Annotated in this window: 15 protein-coding genes; 6 read left to right on the top strand and 9 right to left on the bottom strand. The window is 37.6% G+C overall.

The window, feature by feature from the left end; genetic code table 11:
• Positions 1–182 precede the first annotated feature (182 nt).
• Positions 183–2,078, top strand: a complete 1,896-nt coding sequence (gene serA / locus Q0954_RS11220; protein WP_299456864.1) for a phosphoglycerate dehydrogenase — start codon at positions 183–185, stop codon at positions 2,076–2,078.
• A gap of 475 nt (positions 2,079–2,553) precedes the next feature.
• Here serA and Q0954_RS11215 read toward each other — a convergent pair whose 3' ends face one another.
• From Q0954_RS11215 to Q0954_RS11200, 4 genes are all read right to left on the bottom strand, one after another.
• Positions 2,554–3,204, bottom strand: coding sequence for a leucine-rich repeat domain-containing protein (locus Q0954_RS11215; protein WP_299456862.1), 651 nt, complete (start codon positions 3,202–3,204; stop codon positions 2,554–2,556).
• Complete coding sequence (locus tag Q0954_RS11210; RefSeq protein ID WP_299456860.1) at positions 3,201–3,791, bottom strand: LysM peptidoglycan-binding domain-containing protein; 591 nt, start codon at positions 3,789–3,791, stop codon at positions 3,201–3,203. The genes Q0954_RS11215 and Q0954_RS11210 overlap by 4 nt, the downstream gene beginning before the upstream one ends.
• A gap of 115 nt (positions 3,792–3,906) precedes the next feature.
• Positions 3,907–5,940 carry a LysM peptidoglycan-binding domain-containing protein gene (locus Q0954_RS11205; RefSeq protein ID WP_299456856.1) on the bottom strand — a complete coding sequence of 678 codons (2,034 nt, stop codon included), beginning with the start codon at positions 5,938–5,940 and terminating at the stop codon, positions 3,907–3,909.
• 17 nt (positions 5,941–5,957) lie between these two features.
• The gene (locus tag Q0954_RS11200; protein ID WP_299456855.1) at positions 5,958–6,773 is read right to left on the bottom strand and encodes a DUF4905 domain-containing protein; all 816 of its coding nucleotides are present in this window, start codon (positions 6,771–6,773) and stop codon (positions 5,958–5,960) included.
• A 235-nt stretch (positions 6,774–7,008) separates the two neighbouring features.
• Here Q0954_RS11200 and Q0954_RS11195 point away from each other — a divergent pair, with 235 nt between their 5' ends.
• Positions 7,009–8,412, top strand: a complete 1,404-nt coding sequence (locus Q0954_RS11195; protein WP_299456854.1) for an NfeD family protein — start codon at positions 7,009–7,011, stop codon at positions 8,410–8,412.
• 80 nt (positions 8,413–8,492) lie between these two features.
• Here the strand turns inward: Q0954_RS11195 and Q0954_RS11190 are convergent, their stop codons facing one another.
• Positions 8,493–11,741, bottom strand: coding sequence for a T9SS type A sorting domain-containing protein (locus tag Q0954_RS11190; protein WP_299456852.1), 3,249 nt, complete (start codon positions 11,739–11,741; stop codon positions 8,493–8,495).
• Positions 11,742–12,065: 324 nt separating this feature from the next.
• On the opposite strand from Q0954_RS11190, the gene Q0954_RS11185 reads away from it, so the two are divergent.
• The gene (locus Q0954_RS11185; protein ID WP_299456850.1) at positions 12,066–13,682 is read left to right on the top strand and encodes an NFACT RNA binding domain-containing protein; all 1,617 of its coding nucleotides are present in this window, start codon (positions 12,066–12,068) and stop codon (positions 13,680–13,682) included.
• Between the two features lie 401 nt (positions 13,683–14,083).
• Here Q0954_RS11185 and Q0954_RS11180 read toward each other — a convergent pair whose 3' ends face one another.
• The 3 genes from Q0954_RS11180 to proC form a co-directional block, all read right to left on the bottom strand.
• Complete coding sequence (locus tag Q0954_RS11180; protein WP_299456849.1) at positions 14,084–15,763, bottom strand: tetratricopeptide repeat protein; 1,680 nt, start codon at positions 15,761–15,763, stop codon at positions 14,084–14,086.
• 154 nt (positions 15,764–15,917) lie between these two features.
• Positions 15,918–18,212 (bottom strand): hypothetical protein, encoded by a 2,295-nt coding sequence (locus tag Q0954_RS11175; RefSeq protein WP_299456848.1) that lies wholly within the window; start codon positions 18,210–18,212, stop codon positions 15,918–15,920.
• A gap of 212 nt (positions 18,213–18,424) precedes the next feature.
• Entirely contained in the window at positions 18,425–19,225 is an 801-nt protein-coding gene (gene proC, locus Q0954_RS11170) for a pyrroline-5-carboxylate reductase (RefSeq protein WP_299456847.1), read from the bottom strand.
• Between the two features lie 142 nt (positions 19,226–19,367).
• Here proC and Q0954_RS11165 point away from each other — a divergent pair, with 142 nt between their 5' ends.
• The 3 genes from Q0954_RS11165 to Q0954_RS11155 all read left to right on the top strand — a co-directional run bounded on the left by Q0954_RS11165 (position 19,368) and on the right by Q0954_RS11155 (position 22,678).
• Positions 19,368–20,261, top strand: a complete 894-nt coding sequence (locus Q0954_RS11165) for a class I SAM-dependent methyltransferase (RefSeq protein WP_299456845.1) — start codon at positions 19,368–19,370, stop codon at positions 20,259–20,261.
• Positions 20,262–20,361: 100 nt separating this feature from the next.
• Positions 20,362–21,327 carry a MoxR family ATPase gene (locus Q0954_RS11160; protein ID WP_299456844.1) on the top strand — a complete coding sequence of 322 codons (966 nt, stop codon included), beginning with the start codon at positions 20,362–20,364 and terminating at the stop codon, positions 21,325–21,327.
• Between the two features lie 19 nt (positions 21,328–21,346).
• On the top strand, positions 21,347–22,678 hold the full coding sequence (locus tag Q0954_RS11155; protein WP_299456843.1) for a DUF58 domain-containing protein: 1,332 nt from the start codon (positions 21,347–21,349) through the stop codon (positions 22,676–22,678).
• 82 nt (positions 22,679–22,760) lie between these two features.
• Here the strand turns inward: Q0954_RS11155 and Q0954_RS11150 are convergent, their stop codons facing one another.
• Positions 22,761–24,164, bottom strand: a complete 1,404-nt coding sequence (locus tag Q0954_RS11150) for a hypothetical protein (protein WP_299456842.1) — start codon at positions 24,162–24,164, stop codon at positions 22,761–22,763.
• Positions 24,165–25,379 lie beyond the last annotated feature (1,215 nt).

Genomic DNA, 25,379 nt, shown 5'->3' with positions numbered 1-25,379 from the left:
ACTAATTGTCTGAATACCAACTTTAATCCTAGTATAAATCGGTTTTTGTTAGCAACGCATCGTGCGCTTTTATCTGTTGGATAACAAGAAAGCTACACAAAATACGCATGCTTCAAGAAACTGCATAATATCAGGGGCTAAATGGCTTATGCCTACCCAACACTCAATACCTATCCAAAAAAATGAATGCTGGAAAAAAATACTTTGTTATTGACTTTGACAGTACCTTTACAAAAGTAGAAGGGCTGGATGAGCTGGCTGGAGTTGCCCTTGGTAACTCGCCTCACCGCGAACAGGTGACTCAAGAAATTAGCAATATTACCAACCAAGGGATGGATGGGTCTATCTCGTTTTCCGAGTCATTGGAAAAACGTATTTCTTTGCTCAAAGCCCATCGCGATCATATTGGCGAATTGGTAGAAAAGCTCAAGACCAAAGTTTCTGACTCGTTTCGACGCAATCAGGTATTTTTTGATGAATATGCTCCTCAAGTGCTGGTAGTATCCAGTGGTTTCAAAGAGTTTATTACACCTATAGTAGCTGAGTTTGGCATTGCTGCTGACAACGTGTTTGCCAATACCTTTACCTTTGACCAAGATGGTTATATTGTGGGTTATGATCACAACAACGTACTATCGAAAGACAAAGGAAAGGTAAAACAACTAAAAGCACTAAATTTAAAAGGCGATGTGTACGTCATTGGTGATGGCTATACCGATTATGAAATCCGCGAAGCAGGACTTGCCAATAAGTTTTATGCTTTTACCGAAAACGTAAACCGTGACTCGGTACTGCACAAAGCTGACCATATTGCCCCTACATTGGAAGAGTTTTTATACGATAATAAATTACCTATGTCACTATCTTACCCCAAGAACAGAATCAATGTGTTACTGCTAGAGAACATTCATTCTGATGCAAAAGAATTGTTTGAAAAAGAGGGCTATAATGTAGAAATTATTGCCGGAGCTTTGGATGAAGCCGAGTTGAGCGAAAAAATTAAAGATGTACATATTTTGGGTATTCGTTCGAAAACCCACGTTACTCGCAAAGTACTTGAAAACGCTAATCGCCTGATGGTGGTAGGTGCTTTTTGTATTGGTACCAATCAAATAGACTTGGAAGCTTGTCTGGAAAAAGGCGTACTTACTTTTAATGCACCTTATAGCAATACTCGCAGTGTGGTAGAGCTTGCCATTGCTCAAATGATTATGCTCATGCGTAACATACCCGATGTGTCGATGAAAATGCATCAGGGGATTTGGCAAAAATCTGCTGCCAACAGTAACGAGATAAGAGGGAAAAAACTAGGTATTGTAGGATACGGTAATATAGGCAAGCAGTTGTCAGTATTGGGCGAGGCGCTTGGCTTGGATGTGTACTACTACGATGTGGTAGAAAAACTTGCCTTGGGAAATGCCACCAAATGCAAAACTATAGAAGAGTTACTGTCAACCGCCGATATTATAAGCTTACACGTAGACGGACGTTCAGATAACCGCAATATTTTTGGTAAAGAGTACTTTGATATAATGAAAGATGGGGTCATTTTTATGAACCTAAGCCGGGGCTTTGTCATAGATATTGAGGCATTGAAGGTAGCAATTGAAAGTGGTAAAATTCGTGGAGCAAGCATAGATGTATTCCCGGAAGAACCTAAAACCAATGAAGAGCCATTTAAGTCAGCCCTGAAAGGTTTGCCCAATACCATCCTTACCCCACATATTGGGGGCAGCACTCAGGAAGCCCAAAAAAACATTGCCAACTACGTACCTACTCAAGTGTTTAACTATATTAACAAAGGAGATACTTTTGGTAGTGTTAACTTCCCAAATATTCAGTTGCCCGAACAACGTAATGCGCACCGCCTGATTCATGTGCACGAAAACGTGCCGGGTATTTTGGCAAAGATCAACACCATACTTAATCGTCATGAGGTAAATATTTTGGGGCAATACCTCAAAACCAACGAAAAACTAGGGTATGTAATTACTGATGTAAACAAAGAATACGATAAAGAGCTTATCAACGAAATGAGGGCTATTCCACATACAATCAAGTTTCGCCCCTTATATTAAGCTTTGCTTATCAATAGATCATCTATCTTTAAACCCTTTTAGGTGAGCCCTAAAGGGGTTTTACTTTTTAAGGAGCAATTAAAAAATAGGTAGGTTATTTCTTGTTTGCTCCCTTAGGAATGGTGTAAAAATAAATTTCTATAGTTTAATAAAAGATGAGGTTAAGAATGTAAATTTATTTTGGTACCATTCCTTAAAACAATACTCCGCAGTGATTTTAGCCAAAGTTGACTACTGATTACCTTCGTTGAGCACCGATATACATCGGTATCTAAGGACTCGCCAGAGGCTCGGTTATCAGTAGGTTATGATTTTAAAAACTATTTAATTGCACAGCGTAGACCTAAAACTGAAACCCTTTTAAAAATAAAGTAGGTACACAAATTTAGTATAAACTACTGATTTACAGGGTTTAATAAGGTGAATATTTACTCGAATCAGCTACGGACTATGGACTAAATACTATGGACTATTGTTAAAACCTAAGCGTTGTATTTGGTAAAAATTTTTGCAACTGCTTTTGTTGTTTTTTTTTGAGGCGATTTTTTATCAAAATCAACATGTTGAGATGCTTTAGTGAGTGTTGAGCCGTGATAGAGAGCGCCTTAAGTTGGTTTTCCGACAAGTTGACAAACCTTAATTTGGCAAGCGTTGTCCAAGCAGCATTGATCTTGGTTAGTTGGTTTTCGTGCAAATGCAACTCTTCAAGTAGGGGTAGTTTTGCAATAGCAGCTGGTATATTGGCTAAACGGTTGCCGTGTAAATCTAATACCCGCAAATGAGGTAGTGCAGACAAATGAGCAGAGTAGGAGGTGAGCTGATTGTGCCCCAAGCGTAATTCCTGCAAATACTTTAGTTGGGCAATTTCAGCGGGCACATCCTTCAACTGATTAAAGTTAAGGTTCAAGGCCTGTAAATTTTTCAATTGAAAAACTTCTTTAGGAATAGAGGCGAGATCAGCATTCCATAAATCAAGCTTGATTACCTGGTCAGGAGCTTTCAATGCTGTCTCCAGAGATACAAAAGGCTTTACTTTTTGCAATGCTTTGGCAGACAACAACTGGGCGTTTAGTGGCAATGCAACCATCCAGCAAATAAATGTCCCAAAGTATTTATACAACATCATTTATTGACTGTAATTACCAGGTCTTGTCCTACCTTCAGTTTATTATCAGGCAGGTTATTCCATACTTTAATATCTTCTACCTTTACCTTGTACTTTCTGGATATTCGGTAAAGCGTGTCGCCAGATTTTACCGTATGAAACAAGGTTTGTGTTCTTACTACACGGTGGTTCAAAGAAGAGGTAATCTTTACTGGTTTTATTGGGGCAATGGTTGGGCTCGCCTTTGCTACTTTTTTCTTGCGGTATCTTCGAGGTGTTTCATAAATAGGGGCATACAAAATCTCCACCGCAAACCTTTTGCCCGTGGCATTCAAATCTTCATATACTGACTTTGACACCTTCAAAATGAGTTTATAACGGGGACGCATATTGCCAATTACAGTAGCGTCTACGTATTGCCCATTGGCTGGATTTCTTATCCTAAGTAATGTTCCTCTGGCGTAAGACACATGCATTGCCAGGTATTTATTGGTTTTTTGAGAGTCGCTGATTACCTCTGCGAGTCCTCTTTGCAGCACTTTCTGTCCTTGGGTGGGCATTGCCCAAAAACATAGTAATAGGCAATGGAGTGAAATAAAAGTTTTCATAGTGTGTTATTTTCAAGTAAATGTGTTGGCTTATAAAGTAAAAATAATGGAATTAAGCATAAAAAAAAAGCGCTCGTTGTAATAACGAACGCTTAATTCTACTATATTTTTAAACTTAGTTTTTCTCTAAGTCATAGTCAATTTCTACTGGAATATTTTCATTGGCTTCCAATTGATCATAAGCACGTTTAGTGAGCTTTATAATCACATTTTCAGGAGCACCTACTGGTAACTTACCAATAACACTTACTACTACCAATTTGCCATTGCTCAGGTTAGTAACCCTTACAAATGAACCCACAGGAGCAGTACGGTGTAAAGCTTGGTATTTTTGACTGTCTTGTCCTACATCTATCATAGAAGCCATCCCTTTTTCGAAAACCATTACTTTGTCTTCTTCAGTTTTAGTAGTACGGGTTGGGTTATCTATCACCATATTTGGTCGGGTAGTAGCAGCAGCCGGCTTAGTAACCCTTTTTGTAATGTTGGGTGGAGGAGGAAAAATTTTCTTCTTCACCGTGTTAGTTGCGGGTTGTTTGTATACTTTCTTGGCAGGAGGAGTATAGGTATTGGTTACTCTCTTGGTTACAGGAGGCTGCGCCTGCTTATACACCTTTCTGGTAGGAGGAGTATAAGTAGTACTTGTTTTTACTGGTTCCTTCTTTTTTACAGGAGTACTCTGTGGCAAAGTACCACCTGGACGAATCAGGTCAAACACATCGTTTGATTGTTTTACTGGGTTGCCAGTGTTTACTTTTGGCTTAGGAATACCACCTGGTTTAGTTATTTCCTCTTTTTTGGGAGGATGTTTAGTGTAAATATTCAAGGTTTGACCCACCACCAAATCGTCGGTGTTTCTGAGATTGTTCCAATCTTTAATCTCTTCCATCTTCACCTTATGTGCCTGAGAAATGTTCCACAAGTTATCTCCCGACTTTACCACATATTTCACCTTTACTTTACCATCTACTTCATATTTGTCTTTACTGCCGTTAAAGTCCAGTGGATTGTCTCCATTAGAAGGTTTCTTCACCGGAGTAGGCTGTTCTTTCAATATAGGGTTGTTATTTCCTTTGTTCCCTGTATTGTTGTTATGAGTGTTTTCAGGAGCCTTATAACCCTTAGGGTAAATCACCAAAGTAGACCCTGCTTTGATATAGTTGCCACTTGTGATATTATTCCATTTCTTTATTTCAGCAACACTCACCTTGTATTTGCGACTTATTTTATACAAAGTTTCACTTCTTTGTACCACATGGGTTATTTTACCCTTTTCATTCGTGTTAGGGGTTTTGTATTTCCTAATGGGGTTTTCGTCTGAAGTAGAGTTGTTTGTCTTTACATTCAAAGGATCAGGGTCATTTTTATGAGGAGTTACTCCACTAGGCTTGTCATTGGTACCATTGCCATAAATCCATAGCTCATCCCCTATTTTGATCTTATCAGAACTAAGGTTATTCCATTTCTTTATGTCAGCGATTGACACCTTATATTTTTTGGCAATTACACTTAGCCATTCTCCTTTTTTTACCTTGTGTTTGATTGGTTTTTCATTAGGAGAGGCGGTTTTATAGGTGCGAGTGCTCCTTTTACGTTTGTTACGCATGGCTATTTTTTTGCGCATTGTGTTGCGCTTAGAGGCACGCCTTTTACCAATGCCTACGATAAGCTCTTGCCCTGGTATTATTTTGTTGTTCGAAACCCGCGGATTCCACTTTTGAATAGCATTGACAGATACTTTGTACTTCTTAGAGATTCTGAACAATGTTTCGCCCTTGGTTACCTTATGGGTAGTCAAACTATATTGCGATGAAGTGTATATTCGTTGAGTATTTCTTTTTTTAGTTGTTTTGGCAGTGTTGGGGGTAGTCTTCTTAGCAACTACCTGGGTATGGTTGTTTTTAGGTATAAGCAACGTTTCCCCTGCTTTTATCCCATTTCTTGCCAAAGGGTTATCACGGTAAATGTCAGCTAATTGTAAGTTGTACTTTTTTGCCACGTCTTCTAAAGACTCTCCTTTCAACAATGTATACTTATAAAAAATCTTACCCCCTGTATTGGTAGTAGGCAAGTTTTTTTGAGCAAAAATATTGTTGGTAGTTAAGAACAATCCTAAAATGCTGACCAAGAGTAGTTTGGTTGGTTTCATTTTTAGTGAGGTTTTATTTAAAGTTTTAAACTCATTAAATGAGTTTTATGTTTCACAAAAAATACTTGTTTCTCAAATACAAAAAAAGTATCTAAACCTATACCAGTAAGTTGTTGCGCAATGTTTTGGTGCAACAACACCTGATTTTGATGATTTAAGACCAATAAATTATTGGCTAATCCCTGAGTTGATTGGTGAAAATACGAAATTATAATGAAATTTTCATACTCCAGGTAATCAACAGCCTGTACAATCTGCAAGTTAAATTTTTTTTTCAAAAAAATAGCAACTGTTTGAAAATAAGCCATTTCATTATAATAATGAAACGGAAAAATTGCCTTGTTATTTTCATTTTTGAGAACATCGAGTGATTCAAATTCTCGAAATTGCTCTAAAACCTCTCCAGTTTTTAGGTCAAGTAGCTGATATACTTTAGTACTTTGTTCAAACGATATGGTGAGCACTTGCCCTTGAATAATCTGAGAAAAATTAGCTTTTTGCGTTTGCCATAATATTTGTTGAGTAGCTACATCTACCGCAATAATTCCCTGAGATTGTGGCTTTTGTGTATCAGGGTAAGTGTACAAAAGCAATACACCTGCGTGTAGTTCAGCCATACCCAACCACCAACTTTCTTCTAAGGTGAAGTTTTGCCACAATACCTGGTTTTGGTGTATATCAACAGCTGTAAAAGATGTTTGGTATGCCTCTCCATTACGGGTTTGTATTACTAGTAAGGGGACGGTATCATCTACCAATATTTTCCATACTTGCTCATTAAGTGCGACCGATAGGCCGGTGGGTAACTCCTGAATGAATGAAACTTCCATCATATTGTTGGTTTATATATTCTTGGTTCGTTGCCTGTCCGAAAGTTGGTAGAAATTTTCATACGAATAAAATACTTTGTATCTTTCTTTACCTTTATTTACGTTTTATAAGATATATAGCATCAAAGCATCTTTAAATGCTAAAACTAGTAGCTAATGCTTAATTTTTTTAGGTACAAAAACAGCTGTTATAGATCACCCACTTATTGTACCTCCAACTTGAATTACTTCTTTTACAATGAAACAATTATTCGCTCAAAATACATATAGACTTACCAGGGTTCTTTGGTGGCAGGCAGCATTTGGCATAATGTGTTGGCTTGGGGTGTTTGGTCAACTACAGGCACAAGACAATGTGGAGACTGGTAAAACCAAAGTGTTTGTTATAAAAATTCGCCAGGAAATCAACCCACAGGTGTCTCGTTATGTAGATATAGCCCTGGAAGAGGCGCTTAACTTAAAAGCAGACTATATTATAGTTGATATGAATACTTATGGTGGTAGAGTAGACGATGCTGATTATATACGTACTAAATTGCTTGATTTTAAAAAGCCTGTATGGGTATTTGTTAATAAAAATGCGGCTTCGGCTGGCGCGCTTATTTCTATTGCCTGCGATAAAATTTATATGCAACCAGGAGCCACCATTGGAGCAGCTACTGTGGTAACAGGCGATAAAGGCAAAGCCGCTCCAGACAAATACCAATCATATATGCGTGGTATGATGCGTGCGACCGCAAAAACCAATAAGCGTGACCCACGTATTGCCGAGGCAATGGTTGATCAAAACATAGAGATTGAAGGCATTAGCAAAAAAGGTGAAGTAATTACTTTTTCTACCGAAGAAGCCATCAAACACGGTTATTGCGAAGGCAAAGTCAATACAATCAAAGACCTATTGACCAAAAATAATGTCAAAGATTATGAAGTGATCAATTTCAAACTTAGCCAAAGTGAGAAAATTTCTAATATATTTCTGAACCCCGTTATTAGTGGACTATTGTTGTTAATTATTGTAGGTGGTTTATATTTCGAATTGCAAACCCCTGGGGTAGGCTTTCCTATTCTTGCGTCTATTATAGCAGCTGCATTATATTTTATTCCTTATTATTTAAACGGTCTGGCTGAGTATTGGGAACTTGCTTTCTTAGTAATAGGTATTTCATTGTTAATGGCAGAGTTTTTTATTATACCAGGCTTTGGTGTGGCTGGCGTGCTGGGTTTCCTATGTACCTTTGGCTCATTGCTATTGATGATGATAGACAACGATTGGTTTGATTTCTCAAAAGTGCAAACCAACGCCTTATCAGACTCATTCATTACAATAGGCATTGGCATCATTGGCGGAGGGTTGGCTATAGCACTGGCATTGCCGCAATTTTTAAAGAGTAAACGCTTCAAACAAATTTCTTTGCAGGATGTAATGGACTCAGAGGCAGGGTACACTTCTACATCTTACTTAGATAACTTTGTTGGGCGTCAGGGGGTTGCCCATACTGTACTACGTCCAAGTGGTAAAATAAGGCTGGGTGACGAGTTATATGATGCCGCAAGCCAAGGCGACTTTATAGAGAAAGGGACAAAAATAATTGTGATTAGCCAAGAAGGAACATCATTGAAGGTAAAAAAAGAGGAAGATTGACCAGTTTTTTGTTCGATATATAAATGACCAAAGCCGAGAGATCTCCTCGGCTTTGGTCATTTATGGTTAAACCAAGTTTTTTACTTGACAATAGTATGGGTCAAAGTACCATATTTATGCCGCAACACCAGCAAATAACTCCCTTTAGGCAACATGCCTAGTTTGCTTAGCTGCAATTGGTTGCCCCCTTTAGCCGCTTTTTGGTGGTAAACCTGGATTGTTTGCCCTAATAAAGTTCTTATTTCGATGCTTACAGTTTGCTCAAAAGGCAATGTATAGTTCACCGTTAGTTCATCTTTGAACGGGTTAGGGGCAGTAGATACAATGCTATAACTTGCTTGAAAGTTAAGCACTTTGATTTGAGAATAACGATAAGCCCCATTAGAACTCACCGTTTTCAAGCGATAATATAATATAGGGCTTAAGCCTACAATGACTTCTCTGTCCCATACTGAATATTGATGCACTGGTTTGACAGCATCTTTGAATGTTATTTTTTGCCCGGTATTCACAAATTTTTGTCCATCTATAGAACGTTGCAGTTGGTAATAAGCAAGTGTTTTATCATTTAAGGCTTTCCAGCGAGCCAATACCCCCTGTTTACTTTGATTTACAGTAAAGTTGAGCAATCCAGTAGGGAGCGGGGTACCAATAGGATCTTGAGTGGCCAGTGTAAAAGGGCTAAAGTTTACTACATTGGCCGAACTTATAATACCGTTCAATGCGCCAACTGTTACATCACCTCCATTACCTTCGTTTTCCCAACGTGTTGAACCTGCATCCCAACGGGCGATGCGCAAATCTGCCGACTTTCCTACTCCACAACTACGGGTATTTTCATAACTTAGTGATACTTGTACATTAGAAGCGCCAGCTTCACGGTTTATTATCCAATATTCACAGCTACTTATTTTAGTCAGGTTGATATCATCTTTAGTATTGGGATCATAAGGAGTAGTAGCTGGGTCTACGTGAAAGTATTGTGCTGTAAACTCATCACTTGGATCAGCTGGAGCAGTAATAGCAACGCTGGCTATATGCCCTCCATTGCCCACCGGAAAAACAAAAGCATCATCCCCTATTTTTCTTACCACACCATCTATATAGCTCTCATTACTTCCATTACTTGCTGTAGCATTATCATTAAAAATCACTTCATTATTGCCTGTGTTTACCACCCCATCGGTAAGTGTAAGCGCCCCAGTAACTCTAATACTATGAGCAAGCGTTATTCCTGCGGTACTGGTATTTTGTATAATAAGGTTGTTAAATGATAGCTCATCGACTGTACTGCGAGACTCAAAGTGGAGTGATACAGCAAGTAGCTGTCCTCCTGCGTTGGTGTCATCATCATCGTTTACTAAGATTTGCCAATCAGCTTTTATGGCACTGGTAATCTTACTCAACTCCTGACACTGGGGACGTACACTTTGGTTGGCAAAATTATGATTAATACCTACATAAGCCGATACAGCTGTAGTGGCATAGTCACTAAAGGTAACATTAGTATAGTTAGAACCGCTCCCTCCATTGTCTGCCGATAATAGATAAGCAGTAGAAGCTCCCGCAGGAACCACCCATATTTCCAGCTCATCATTTGCTGGATGGTTGATATTTACCGTAACACCAGTAAGTGTATTGTATAGGTTGGGGTCATAACCTGAAATATTTCGCACGGTAGCCTTTGGAAAAGGTAAATTGGCTGTGCTGGTGCTGCAGTTATTTCCCAAGTCTAATTCATTATCATTGATAAGGTTAAAAGACGCAGCAGTAAGGCTCCCACTATTGGTTACTATGGTAGATGTACCAGTATTGGTAATAGTTTGGTGGGTAGTACCATTCAAGGTCACTGTTGCCGTAGCACCCGACATCCATGAGTTAGAACTGTTAATATTGCCTGCTACTGTTAAATTTGCATTACTACCATTCATATCTACCACCCCTTCATTGTTTAGGTGGCCCCCAATGACTAGCGTATGTCCACCATTAGCAAACCTGAGTTTAGCTGTAATCAATACAGTCAAATTTCTACAGCTCGCATCTGTATCTACATATACTATATCGCTGCAGTTAATCACTACATCATCATTAATATTAGGTACTGTCCCCTTCGACCAGGTAGAGGCGTCAGACCACTTGCCCGAAGTGACCGAATAATTGGCAGTGACTCCAGTGGTAGCTATCACAGAGGCTGTTCCGCCAAGTTTAGAGAGTTTACCTTCGTTTACCAGATAAAGGCGGTAATAGTAGGTTTGCCCAGGAATAAGCCCTGAATCAGAGTAGATATTTGTGCCAATGGGTACCTGATTTTGAAAACTAAAGTTTACATTATCAATAGAACGGTAGAGCACAGCCCCTACTGCATTGGTTGCATTAGGGTTAATCCAGGTTAGGTCTATCTTAGTATCAGTTACACAAATTGCCTGAAAGTTATTAGGTAACCCTGTTACTTCCTCTACTTCAAGGTTGATAAAACGCCTGTTGTTGGCAACGTTAGTATGTAGCAATGGAACATTGCTTCCACTGGCTATAATATTGTGATAGTTGGCCGAGTTCGCTTCTCCATCATTGTCGGTAGTATTGGGTATAGGATCAGCAATGCCTCCATCTACTTGCAACCCTAGGTAGTTTTGAGGGGAGATGCCAACCCCAATGCCTAGATGCACTTGAGCCACTGCACCGTTGTTAGAACCATTGCGAAAGTCTGTTGGCATTTCTCCATAAACAAAATAAATGCGCCCACCTTCAGTAGTAGCCCCTGTTCGGGGAGTGGTTTCATAAATATGTGCTTGAAAAGTAGCTGTTTGTCCAGAAATGTTTCGGTGGTTGAGTAATATATCTTTCCACTCTATTACCATATACCTATTGGGGGATGTGCCTGCTAGTTTGTAGTGTATTTTTCCAGTACCCGAGGTTTTAAAACTTCCTGTAATAGGGGCAGTTTCGAGGTTAAGCAAGGTTCCTGAAGAGAGAGGAGATATTCTAGGTTCTTTGGTAGCAATGGCATGTGTGTTGGCTTCTGTGGCTACTGTAATGTTGCCAAACTGCAATACTCCGTTGGTATTTACACTGAAATCGGTAAAACGTTTGCCCATAAACCACACCTCAAAACCAAAAGGAGTGATTGACGAACTGGTGTTGAGCTGGTTGGCTCCTATAAGTTGGGTAGTACCACTACTCATGTCTTCGAGAGTAGCAGCGGCGTTGGTGGCAAACTGTGTGCTATTAGGGCTTCCATAGTTACTCGCATTTTGGCTAAAAACAGGGGAATTACAAAAAAGAGCACACACAAAGACTAAGCAAAGCCATGGTAAAGTTGACTTGTTCATTGGTAGTTAGCGGAGTTTGTGGTTTAATATATTATTTTATTTAGTTTGTATATACAACTAAACAAACTTCATTGTGTTAAATTTACATAAGTGGATACGCTACTATTTGATGAAAGTTGTAGGCATTTGCTAATAAAAGCGGGAATAAAACCTACAAAGTACAAAGTTAACAGTAATATTATAAAATTGGCTTTTTACAAGATATACTGCAAAGTTTTAGGTGTATGTAAGCAAGGGGTTATTTAAGAAAAACTTATTTTAACCGTACATTCCCCCCGAAACCTTTTAATTTGCAAGATTATAAAAAACTATCATTGTCTCACCATGCACAACAACTATCATTTCTTAAAGCACCTTTCAAAAGAAATTGCTCAAAAACTACAAACCTCGTGGAGCATGGGCTATCAGTCAGGTGTAGCTACCGCCAACGTTGAGGGAATGAAGCTGGCAGAAGCCTTTAGTCAAAATAAAGATGAATTAGTACTTGGTTTCTATAGTGGTCAGGAAGAGTTTTATATCAAGGCAGTACTTCGTCCAGACTTTGCCTGTTTATCCTTTACTCAGGAGTTTTTCAGGGCAAAACGCAATAGTGTTGACTTATTTAAGGTATTGCAAGGCAAAAGAGTGCAACATGTAGTACAACATATCAATGAGCGGGCATTTAGTATTTTGTTTGAGCAAGGGTATGCATTGTTGTTTAAAATGCACGGAGGACGCTCCAATGTCATTATGTTTGAACAAGGTGATTTTGTGATTTCATTTCACAAGAAAATGGTCAAAGATCAGGCGTTAAAACTGATGGAGATGGACAGAGTCATTGGGCAAAATTTAGCAGATTTTGAACGAGAAGAAGGGAATATAAGGGCTTTATATCCTACACTAGGCAAAGATGTAGGCAAATGGTTAGAAGCTCAAGGTTTGTTTAAAGTTACTAATTTGTCGGAACAATGGGACATTATTCAGAAAAACTTACAGGATATAGAAAAAGCGGGTTTTTACATTTATTTTGACAAAGGATTGCCTAAACTCTTACCTTTCTTACGCGACTCTGACTACAAAGAACACCATGATAGTGCAATAGAAGCAGTCAATAACTTTTACTATCAATATGTGAAAATTAGCTCGTTAGAAAAGCAAAGAGAAAAGGCGAGTCGTGTTCTTAATAAAAGGATTAAGCAAACCCAAAATTACCTGGACAAAACGTATGGCAAATTGGCAGATTTAGATGATAGTAATAAAAACGAGGAAATAGCTAATATCATCATGGCCAATTTACACGCCATTCCTAAGCGTGCAAAAACTGTAGAGTTGTTTGATTTTTACCATGATACTCAACGCATCATTAAACTTAAGGAAGATTTATCCCCTCAAAAAAATGCAGAAGTCTATTATCGAAAGGCTAAAAATGCCCGCATAGAAATACAAAAACTAGAAGAAAATATTGCCCGAAAAGAAAGGGAAAAGAAGGAGCAGGAAAAGCATTTGGCAATTGTTATGGAAATAGACAACTTTAAAGAGTTGCGTAAGTACCTCAAAAATAATCGTTTAAGCACCAGTACCAATCAGGCAGCTCAAGTGGACAAGTTCCCATTTAAACGGTTTGATTATCAAGGGTTTGAGATTTGGATAGGTAAAAACTCAAAAAACAATGACTTACTGACTCAAAAATACGCTTACAAAGAAGATTTATGGTTACACGCCAAGGATGTGAGCGGGTCGCATGTAGTGATTAAATACCAGGCAGGTAAAAGCTTTCCTACCGATGTAATAGAAAAAGCCGCTTCATTGGCTGCCTATTACTCCAAGCGGAGCAGCGACACGCTGTGCCCAGTCATTGTTACCCCAAAAAAGTTTGTCCGCAAAACCAAAGATTTGGTAGACGGACAGGTAATTGTTGATAAGGAAGAGGTGATTATGGTTGTGCCCGAAAAGTTTGAATGATTATAAATAAAATGCCTGATGAATATTTATTGAGTGTAAGGATGATAAAAATAAAAATGACTATGGATAAAATATCCATAGCCATCTGGGCTATACTATACTATAAGTTAAACCTTGAAAATTGATAAAAGGAAAATATCCTTTACAACTTTGTTATATTTTAAAAAGTAGAGAATCTACTTGAGTTTCTGTTTGATAAATATCTTGATACAAACTTAGGGAGCTTCCAAAGCTTTAGCTAATTTTCAACCTATACAAAAGCTCTACAAGACAAGTTTTTTATCTATACAATGTATATACAAGATGTGTTAATATGTTGATTTGTAGTTGATTGTGTGATTTTTATAAAAAAGCCAAAAATCATTTTATTTGGGAAAACCATAGAAATATGTAAAAACTACTTAGGCTACTTTCATCATAAATTCGGTCAGATTATCATCTGTTTCTAATTGCAGTTTTTTACGGATACGATAGCGAGCCATTGCTACACTGTTGGGGGCGATGCCTAAGATGGTGGCCATTTCTTTAATGCTAAAGTTCAATTTTACTAAAGCACACACGTGCAACTCATGTGGGGTAAGGTTGGGGTATTGCTGTTTCAGCTGCTTAAAAAAGTCTTGATGCACCTGCTCAAAAACTTGCCGAAATTCTTCCCACTCTTTGTCAAGGTTAAACCCTTGTTCTACCAAACGATTCAAGTTGCCTAGTCCTTTTTTCAATTGCTTGGGGTTTTGTGCCAAAGCAAGTAACCCTGCCTTGATTTGCTCAAGCAATTGATTTTTTTTGATCATGTGCAAAGTATGCGATGTAAGTTGCTGGTTTTTGTAGGCAATTTCTTTTTGTAACCCTTCTTTGGCAAGCTGTTCATTCTTAAGCTTTTCTTGCATAAGTGTTTGTTGGGTTTGATAAATCTCTTGTTGTTGCTGCAATATTTCCCGGTTTTTATGAATTTTGAGTCTTTGCCTGCTGGCGATCAAGAGTGAGAGTGCTATTGTGAGTACAAATAATGTAATCACAATATAAATAGTAAGCTGATCTATTTTTTTTTGATGAGCGAGTAGTTGAATCTCTTTTTCTTTTTTTTCATTGATATAGTCGGCTTGAATTTCTGCCATTTGTCGACTTTGCTCTGAGTTAAAAACACTGTCTTTGAGGTAATTGTATTTTTGGTAGTATACCAAAGCAGAGTCAGCTTTGGTTTGCTTATAAAATAATTGATATAAACTATGGTAGGCTTCTATGATCCGGTTGGCAGCCTTGATTTGTTGGGCTATCTTTAGGCTCCCCAAAAAATTGTGCTTGGCTTCCCCAAATTTGTCTTGTGCCAGGTATACATCTCCTATATTATCATAGGTAGCTGCTTTTATTTGTTGATTCTCTACTTCTTTGTTGGTAACCAGCGATTTATTATAAAACTTCAAAGCTTTTTTAAACTGCTGTTGCCGGGCGTATACTATGCCAATGTTGTTATACGAAATCACTAATCCTTCTTTATCTTGTATCTCCTCTCGAATCTTAATAGCGTTTTCGTGGTATTTTTCAGCTTTTTTGAAGTGCTTTTTATAAAAACATACTACCCCCAAGTTGTTATAAGCGAGTGCAATTTGCTTTTTCTGATTGAGTTTCTGGGCAATAGCTAAAGCTTTCTCATAGTAGGTTTGTGCATGAGGCAAATCATTTTGCTGCCTGTATACCATCCCTATTTCACTAAGAAGCTTAGGTTGTGGGGCTAATAATTGAGCTTCTTCATAAATTTTGTAAGCTTTCATAAAAAAACTAAGCGCAACCGTATGTTGGGTTTGAATCCGGTAAGTTACCCCCAAGTTGTAGTAGGCTTGGGTGATCCCTGTTTGATAGTGAGCACTTTGAGCAAACTTGAGTGCCTGTTCTGCGTATTTACGGGCTTTGCCAGGAGCGCCTTTAAAGTGTAACTCAGAGAGTTGGTTATAGAGCTTTACCTTTTGGCTGTCTGTTTTGGCTAACTTGAGTTGGTTTTGCAGATGTTTCGTTGGACTTTGTCCATAATTAGTGGAAAACAAGCTTATTACAAACGATAATGATATAGTTAAAAAAAGTTTCATATAGTATACGTTCCGAAGGTACAATAGCCATTTTACGGGAAAGATAACATTTCATTACTTTATTATCTTCCTTTTGGAAAAGAAAGTTTATCTCCAAAACTAAAGCAATGTCAATGAGCAAAACTAGCAAGTATGGCTCATTGACAGTCCAAAGTTAGCTATGTATCTCTATCAAATACTTTATTGTACACTGTGTCTCTTTATATACAATGTATTCATTGTTTATCAAGTCGGCACCTCCACGGGCAAATAAAGAGTCATAATTTCCCCGTCCTTTCAAAGTGACTTCATCCAAGTCATACATCCAATACTCATGTTGTTTGCGACGCATGCAATTGCCCAAGTGTACATCATACACAGCTAAGTATGCCTTGTTTGACTCCCCACTTGTCCAGAAACTACCATAAAGTGATGAGTACCCCATAGATTTTTTTACTTTGTCAGCAAAATATAAACCATAGCCAAACATCTTACCTGTAACTACTGCATTGGCTGGGCGTAACACTAAGCCAGTTTTTAATATCGACCACCAGTTTTCATTTCGGCTTCCGTGCCAAAGCAGTTTGGTGCGCCTATTTTGAGCATCGCTTACTTGTGTGTCAAACAATGCCTGGCTTTTTAGGTGGGTCACCTTATAAGCTTGCTGAAAATACTCGTCAAAATATTTATTACCCATCAGTTGACGTATTGCCATGACATCACTCAATGTGGCGGCTTCAATTTTTACCCCAATGCTGTCAGTCAAAGTCATCGCCTGAGTTTGACTTGTAGTATTTTGTAAGGAGAGTACCTCACCTCGCATTACATCTAAGGTCGCTTGTTCTTCTAGCACCCTACGCATTACATCTTGATTATTTTCTAAACGAATAGTGAGGTAATCTTCTACAGAATCCATCTTACGCGGAATCACTGTAAACAACTGTAATAATAATTGATCTACCTCTGCTCTGGGGTCATGACCTTTGTTGAGTAATGTTGTAAGCCCCGATATTTCATCTATCAGCATTTGAGCCTTTTCCAACTGGACAAGGCTTACATTTTGGGCATTTACTACATAGTTATTGTTTACCGACTGTTGGGCGTATGCTTGCAGGCTTTGCACAAGTTGTATAATGCTGGGTAGTGCTATAATTTCAAGCCTGTTTTTTGAGTTAGAATCAAAGTCTGTTTGATGTATATAAGTAACATCTTTATAGCCTTTGCGTAGTTTTTCTTTATACTTCCTTGTCCACTCTTCAATAGGATAAGTGTAAGTATTTGTGCCAGGCTCTCCAATACGACCATACTCAGCTGTAAATGTTCCATCCTCATTGTCAGTCATATAATAAAACTTATTGTCATCCTCATAGCTATAGTAGTAATAACTATTTCTATGCTTTGTTTTTTCATTACTTACCTTAATGAGTTTTTTTGAGCGTTGACTTCTGATAGTACGGGCAAGTATCGAAGCAGTGGCTTGTTTTAGACGAGTAGCTTCATTAGCATATCCGCTTTTATCCAATGTTTTGGTGATTCTCTGTAAGAGTTCGGGCACATCTATCCGGTTTACACTGCACTCTAAAGTGTCTAGAGCTTTGCTCCAACGACCCATTTTGATATAACTACTCACCAAGTGCTCCATTGCCTGAAGTTTCTCTGTGTCTTTCCATATTTTTTCGATGATGGTGACTGCTTGCGCAAGTAGTTTATCTACCTTACTATTATACCCTAATAATTTGGCGATATAAAAGGCAACTTGTGTAATGCCAAGCGCTTTTTCATACTTCCTTTGTAAGTCATTTGACATCGCTAAAGCCTCACCCAATAATGCGCTGCTTTGTTTTTTGGGCAAAGAGGTTGATACGAGCGTCCACACCCATATTTTACTCAAAGCATTCTTAAAATGAATTAATACCTCTAGAACCTTATTTGGTTTGTATTGTGTAAGAATCTGCTTGGTTAGTTTTTCAATCAATTGAAGTCTTACCGGAATATCTTTGATCTGTTCTGCTGCTAAAAGTGCCTCTGTAAGGTTGTTCCCAATGAGTCGTTCACTTACGCCTTTCAATAAATTAACCTGAGTCTTTATAGTTTTAATTTCGACAACAATTGCCAGCGCCTTATTTACTTTCCCTAATTGTAGATAATGGTCTGCTACCTGTTTGAGTGCAGAAGACTGGCTACGTGGTGTTAGAATCTTCTGGGCAACTTGGTGGGCAAATTCTACAGCTTGGCGAGCCAATGCCTGACTTACCATTGTTTGAAGCATGAGAGTCTGCCTTCTATTGTCAGGCATTAGTTTGACAACCTCCAATGCTTGTTCAAACTCCTGAGTACATTGTAGTTGTTGAAAAATCATTTCCAAACCAACTACCTTGTTTTTGAACTGTTTAATGTCTTTGGCAAAAGCCAAGGCCTTTTCTATAGCTTTATTTTTTAGATAGTAAGCAACAGTTTCTTTCTGTGTCATAGTGCGGAAACTTTTGATAAAAATTATTATAAAATGTATTTCAATTTACCAATAGTTACCCGCCTTATCCAGTGCTGTCGCTGTGGAAGTTTAGTTTATTTTTTTTATTTAAAAATAAGTTGTAAGTATTTGATATTTAAATATTTACAGCGATTTTGTGTATAAAGTGATTTTATTTTTAAATGTACCGAATTATTGCTTGACTGTACTTTTTACTTCCCTAGTTCTATTGAACGTTGAAGCGCCTGTTTCAAGCCCTCCTGAATATGTTTGTCTAAAGTAAGATGCCCAAATCTGGTAATAGCCGCCTCAGTTGTCCCTCCTTTTGACGATACTCGCTTGATCCATTCATTGCAACTTGCCTGGCTACGGTTTTCTAAATGAACCGCTCCCATAAATGTTTGTTCTACCAAAAGCTCTGCTTCTGATTGGCTAAAACCCATCTGTTGTGCTGCATCCATCATTGCCTGCATAAAATAAAACACATAAGCCGGGCCACTTCCCGAAATGGCTGTTACTGCATTGAGCTTTTCTTCATCTTCAAAATACAATGATTTTCCGGTGGTGTTAATTAGGTTTTGAACAATAAACAATTCTTTTTTATCAACAGATGCAGCTGCCGTAAAGCCTGTCATTCCCATGCCAATTTGGGCAGGTAGATTAGGCATTGCCCTTATAATTTTGGTAGTAGGAACCCAACGCTTTATTTTATCAATACTAATCCCTGCCATAATAGATATCAGCAAGTGGGCTGGTGTAAGGTAAGCACGTATAGTATTGAAAAACTCCTCTGCATCTTGTGGTTTGATTGCCAGAAAAATCAAATCCATGGATTTAATCCATTCACCCGGTTGATGATAAGCATTACTGTATCCCTCTTGTTGTAAATCAGTCGTTTTTTGCTCAGAGTGCTCAAGAATATAGAGTTGCTCTTTGGTAAGTAGGTGATTATTTAGAAAGCTGGTAATATAAATACTACCCATATTGCCTGCCCCTACAATAAGTATATTCATGCGAGATAATCGTTTGGTTGGTTCAATGCTTCAAGTATACAGCCTTTTTTGAGCATAAACCAAGACCAGCCATTGAGTTTTTGTGCTAATTCAATCAAAAGCTATAAATTTGCCTCCTCTAAAGTCAAACAATAAAACTGATATGCTCGAAACATTGACACAGTGCCCTGTATGTGGCGAAAATGACATGAAAGATTTTCTAACCTGTAAAGACCATACAGTAACTCAAGAAAGCTTTACCATTGTTCAATGCTCACGCTGTGGATTTAAATTCACTAACCCACGCCCCGACGAAGCCCATATTGGACGTTATTATCAATCAGAAGAATACATCTCACACAGCAATACCAACAAAGGATTAATTAATCGCATTTACCACATTGTGCGTAATCGAGCACTTAAGAGCAAACTTAAATTAGTGAATAAATTGGTAAAACAGCAGCCTAAAAATATGCTGGATGTAGGTTGTGGAACAGGGTTCTTTCTAAAAACCTGTAGAAGTGATGGCTGGCAAGTGACAGGTTGTGAGCCAGACCAAAAAACCAGAGCAGTGGCCGCCGAAAATGTAGGTATAGATATTTTAACTGATATATTCGAGGAGCAAATCAAGCCCAACCAATTTAGTGTAATTACTATGTGGCATGTGTTAGAGCATGTACATCAAATAGACAAAATCATCCAGCGCTTATATCAACTGTTAACCAATCAAGGAGTACTAGTAGTAGCAGTACCCAATGCCAATGCCCACGAAGCTAATCAGTTCCAAAGCGCCTGGGCTGCTTACGATGTTCCACGCCACTTGTATCATTTTACCCCCGAAACGATCACCCCTTTATTTCAGCGGCATGGTTTCAAGGTAGAACAACACTTGCCTATGCCTTATGATTCATACTATATAAGTTTGCTTAGCCAAAAATATCAAGCAGGTAAAAACAATTACCTAAAAGCTGTATTACAAGGGTGGAGTTCAAACCAATGGGCAAAGAAAAATAACCATAACTATTCTAGTGTCATTTACATCATTACAAAAGCCTAAACCTAAAATTAACCCACCCATTTATTACTAAACACCAGCTTTGTTTTCAGTCAAAAGTTTATATATTTACACAACCAACGTTTAACCGCAAGTCAAACTTATGTTCGAAAACCGAGTAGATTTAGAGCAACTGAAAGAGGCTGTGTTACAAATCAAATCAGAAATAGGTAAAGTTGTAGTAGGGCAGCCTGATATGGTAGAACTACTCATTACAGCTATATTAACTGATGGTCATGTGCTGATAGAAGGAGTACCTGGTGTTGCCAAAACACTTACTGCTAAATTAATTTCCAAAATCATATCTGTTGACTTTTCCCGAATTCAGTTTACCCCTGACCTAATGCCTTCTGATGTATTGGGTACATCAGTGTATAATCAAAAAAGTACAGAGTTTGAATTTAAAAAAGGACCTATATTTTCAAACCTTGTCCTTATTGATGAGATAAACCGTGCACCAGCTAAAACTCAATCGGCATTGTTTGAAGTGATGGAAGAACGGCAAATTACTTTTGATGGTACTACCTATCAAATGAAGCCACCGTTTATCGTATTGGCTACCCAAAACCCAATAGAACAAGAGGGCACCTACCGCTTGCCTGAAGCTCAACTTGATCGTTTTTTGTTTAAAATTGATGTAGGCTACCCTTCTCTAGAAGAAGAAACAATTATTTTAACTAAAGCCTTGGACCGTAAAGGTTTGTCTCAATTTAATGATGTTCAACCTATTCTTTCAACCCAGCATATAGAAAGCTTTCGTCAAAAAGTGAAAGAAATTCATGTAGAGCCTGAACTTGTCAAGTATATCGCCGAAATTGTCAGCCAAACCCGACAGCATAATGCATTATTTTTAGGAGCGTCGCCTAGAGCATCCCTAGCTATTCTTAATAGTTCACGTGCAGGTGCTGCCATGCAAGGGCGAGATTTTGTGCAGCCTGATGACATAAAAAAAGTGGTCACTCCAGTTTTACGACATCGTATTATTCTAACCCCTGAAAAAGAAATGGAAGGACTAGGAGTAGGTGAAGTAATTAAGCGCATTGTTCAAAGTGTAGAAGTTCCACGTTAGCCACCTTTATAATTAACTCATGAAGTTTCTCCAGTCATTTTATCTAAACAATCGCTTCTTCCTTGTCATTATATGCATTGTATTGTTATTTGCACTGGGGTTTATTGTACAGGCATTAGTAGGCATTGCCAAAATTGCACTATTGGTATTGGGCATACTTTGTCTCATAGATTTACTCTTAATATATGGTATTCGTAATGGATTGAAAGGTGCACGCAGTGCCAATGAAAAGCTTTCTAATGGCGATGAAAATAAAATACAGTTGCACATACAAAACCATTACAGCTTTCTTACCTTTCTCAAAATCATTGATGAAATCCCACACCAATTTCAAATTCGCAACTTTCTCTTTCAAACTACCCTTGAACCAAGAGCCAGCAAAACCTTGGAGTATAAACTACGACCTGTCAAAAGAGGGGAGTATAAATTTGGAGCCTTGAACTTATACATCTCTACCAAAATAGGCTTTATCGCTAGGCGCTACCGTTTTGCCCAGCAGCAAATGATTCCAGTTTACCCATCTTATCTACAAATGCGTAAGTACGAGTTATTGGCCATCTCTAACCGTTTGACTGAGGTTGGCATCAAAAAAATAAGAAGAGTAGGGCATAACCAAGAGTTTGAGCAAATTAAAGAGTATGTACAAGGTGACGATATACGAACCATTAACTGGAAAGCTACCGCCCGTCGAAACAACTTGATGGTAAACCATTACCAAGACGAAAAATCACAACAGGTGTATTGTATAGTAGATAAAGGTCGGGTAATGAAAATGCCCTTTGAGCAAATGAGCTTATTAGATTATGCCATCAATGCAAGCTTGGTGATATCTAGCATTGCAATGAATAAAGATGATAAAGCCGGTTTAATTACTTTCAATCGCCAAATAGAATCTATTCTCCCTGCCCGAAAGGGACTGGCACAAATGCAAAGTATTTTAGAAGTGCTTTATAAACAGAATACAGCGTTCAAAGAGTCAAACTTTGAGAAACTATATATTACTCTCAAGCGAAAAATCAAACACCGCAGCCTCATTATATTATTTACCAACTTCGAGTCTGAGTCAGCACTTACCCGTCAGCTTCCATACCTAAAAGCTATAGCTGGGAACCATCTATTACTCGTAGTTTTGTTTGAAAATACAGAACTTAGAAGTTTACTTGAAGCGCCTGCTTATTCAACTGAAGAGGTGTACATGAAGACAATTGCAGAAAAGTTTGACTTTGAAAAAAGACTCATAGTCAAAGAATTGAGGAAGTGTGGAGTACATGCAGTCTTATCCACTCCTCAAAGCCTAACTGTCAATACAATTAATAAATACCTTGAGTTCAAATCACGTGGTTTGATCTAACCATTAAATGTTAACAATAAAAACCCCCAATATTATGGAGGTTTTCAGTAGTATATAATTAATAATAACTAAGTACTTATTTCTATTTTAGTAACAGCTTATTTAGAAACACGGTTTTGTCTTCTAAACTAAACCAAGAAAAATACTCTTTATCAGCTTCTGAAGTAATCGCTATATTACCAATAAATTTATCTTTTTTCTCCTGTCCGTTTACAATTAATTTAATCTCATTGCTTTTCGAGTCCTTATAAGTCATTGCCCAGTTCTCACAATTTTTACCTAGCATTACCTGTGGTACACCTCGCGAGTCATCAATATTAAAAGGACCTTGCTTTTTCTTGTTGGAAAAATGGAGATAATAGCCATTGTTACTTTTACTCAACAAACACCAAGATTCACTCTGAGGCGCGAATTTTACATAAGCAATCTTATCAAATAACCCCTTAAAGTATTTATCATTCATTACTAATGAATCTTTAATACCACTGCCCCTTTTTATTATAGCTACATTTTTTCGGCTATCACTTACCGCAAACATCTCTACATTACGTGAAAACCCCTTTTCTCCTTTTATATAAAAACGTTTTTCTTTACCCACCACAAAATTGAAGCGATTATAGCTTTTACCCATATCTACTTGTTGTACCAAACCTTCATGAGGACCATATAACTCGTCGTTTGCCAAATAGTAAATTTTTTGATCCTTAATAATGTTCAAGCCATAATTGCTCCCTCTAGCAATAAGGTTATCACAGTCATAATTAGGGTTGTTGAGCAACTCCCGTTCATAAGTGCCCACTACACCATTACTGGTTTCTACTATAATCTGTTTAACCTTCTGTCCTCCCTCCAGTATTTTAGTAGGAGAGTCTTTAGGTTCAGCAGTGAGCACCCACCTGTTGGGCTCTAAAAACTGAAAATCAATAATTTCTGCATAAGGTCCCGCTGTTTTGCCATCATCAAATACCACATAATGCTCTTCCGGACGGTTATTGTATATAATAGCCCACCTTTTACCGTTTTTACTCAAATGATAGTTTTGTAATGAAAGGTATGGACCACGTTTTTTACCATTAATTACAACTTCTGTAGTACCCTCTGCTTGGTTAATTAAAACATAAGCCCATGAGTTGCCCCTGATTTTTAAACCTACAGGATAAAACGGTAATTCATGTACGCCTAGCTCTTTCCCAGTATAAATCACGTAACTTGTTTCATCTTTAGAGTCAATGAATCCCCAGTTATCATAATTAAATACAGGTTTTGCCAACTCTCTTCGATTAAAAGGACCATATTTTTTGCCTTTAATGTGATAACTCCTGCTAAAGTCCTTTACATCAGCTGTTACTACAATATAACCCAATTCATCTTGATACAAACCCAAAGAATTCTCCTCATGGGCTACATACTCATTCTTATCAAGAGTATAGATTTTTTCTTTTTTTAGAATTTGTCCATACGTGTTTGATATAAAGGAGCAAATCAAAATTATAGATAGGAATTTTAGATTCATAGTATGGTGCGATTGTTAATGAAGTTTGTATTCTCTATACGCAGTACCAATAAGGAGGTTATGCATAACCTTGACCTTCACAAATACTGTTCTAAATTAAAATTGTTGTTTTGAGTTATGTAAAAAATACATGATCTATAAGGTAAAGTAAGTCAATTTACAGTCCAAATGCACTATACAGTTTTCGGAACTCTTTGATTTTCAATAAGTGATGGCAGATTTATATTGTTTTCTTCTCTGATCTGTATCATTCTTGGTACTTTCCTGCTTGTAATAAGTACTCAACGTTGCAAAGAGGCTGGCTTTGTGGTAAGTTTATGTTGTATGTCATTGTGGTCTAACAAAAATAGGCGAAATGGAAAAAATAAAGTGTTCCGGAGAAACAAAACACTTGTTTGATAGAGTAGCTTTGTGGATTTACTAATGGTCAAATGTAAATCCTGTTCAATAGAACAATAGGTGGCGTACAAGCACTTGGTTGTAATTAAGTATATCTAACCAATGCTTGCAGTTAATAATTAAAGTCTTACCTTTGCATTCACAAATTTCAAAGGGGATTTGTCTTGAAGGAGTTGAAAAAGTGTAAAAAATGGAGCGGTAGAATTTACCGTTATTTTTTTGTTCAAGTTGTTGGATATTAAAAATAAAGCTTGCACCTTTGCACTCCGAAAAATAAACAATGGTTTGTTTTTGTTTTGAATAGTTGAGTAATAAAGTCAAGCGACAGCGATCAAAAAAGATCGCAATTTTTTTACCCTAAGTTTGGATATTAAAAATAAAGCTTGCACCTTTGCACTCCGAAAAATAAACAATGGTTTGTTTTGATTTTGAATTACTGAATGAAGCGTCTGTTTTGTTTTGACTTGTTTTTGTATTTAAGTGCAAAATTCTTCAAAACGTTTGATTTTCAAAATTAAATTCGGTTAAAATAATTCTAATTTAATTAGGAAGTTAAAATTAAAATTCAGACCTTTGTCACCCGAAAAAATAGGGGTTTATTTGGAAGTTTTAATCTTTAAATAAATTCTTTTAAAAGCTTTTGGAAATAAGGAAAAGGCTTGTAACTTTGCACTCCGTTTCTGAAACGAAAAATGCTTTTAAAGATATCGGAAAAATAGATTGAGCAATAACGTTGCCAATTCCAATTACCTTCAAATGTGGAGGTAACAAGTTCTTTGAAAAGATGTT

The organism is uncultured Microscilla sp., assembly GCF_947493425.1.
In the GTDB taxonomy this organism is placed as follows: domain Bacteria; phylum Bacteroidota; class Bacteroidia; order Cytophagales; family Microscillaceae; genus Microscilla.
Note: the sequence above shows the minus strand (reverse complement) of the source record. Positions and strands in the feature narration are given on the sequence as shown.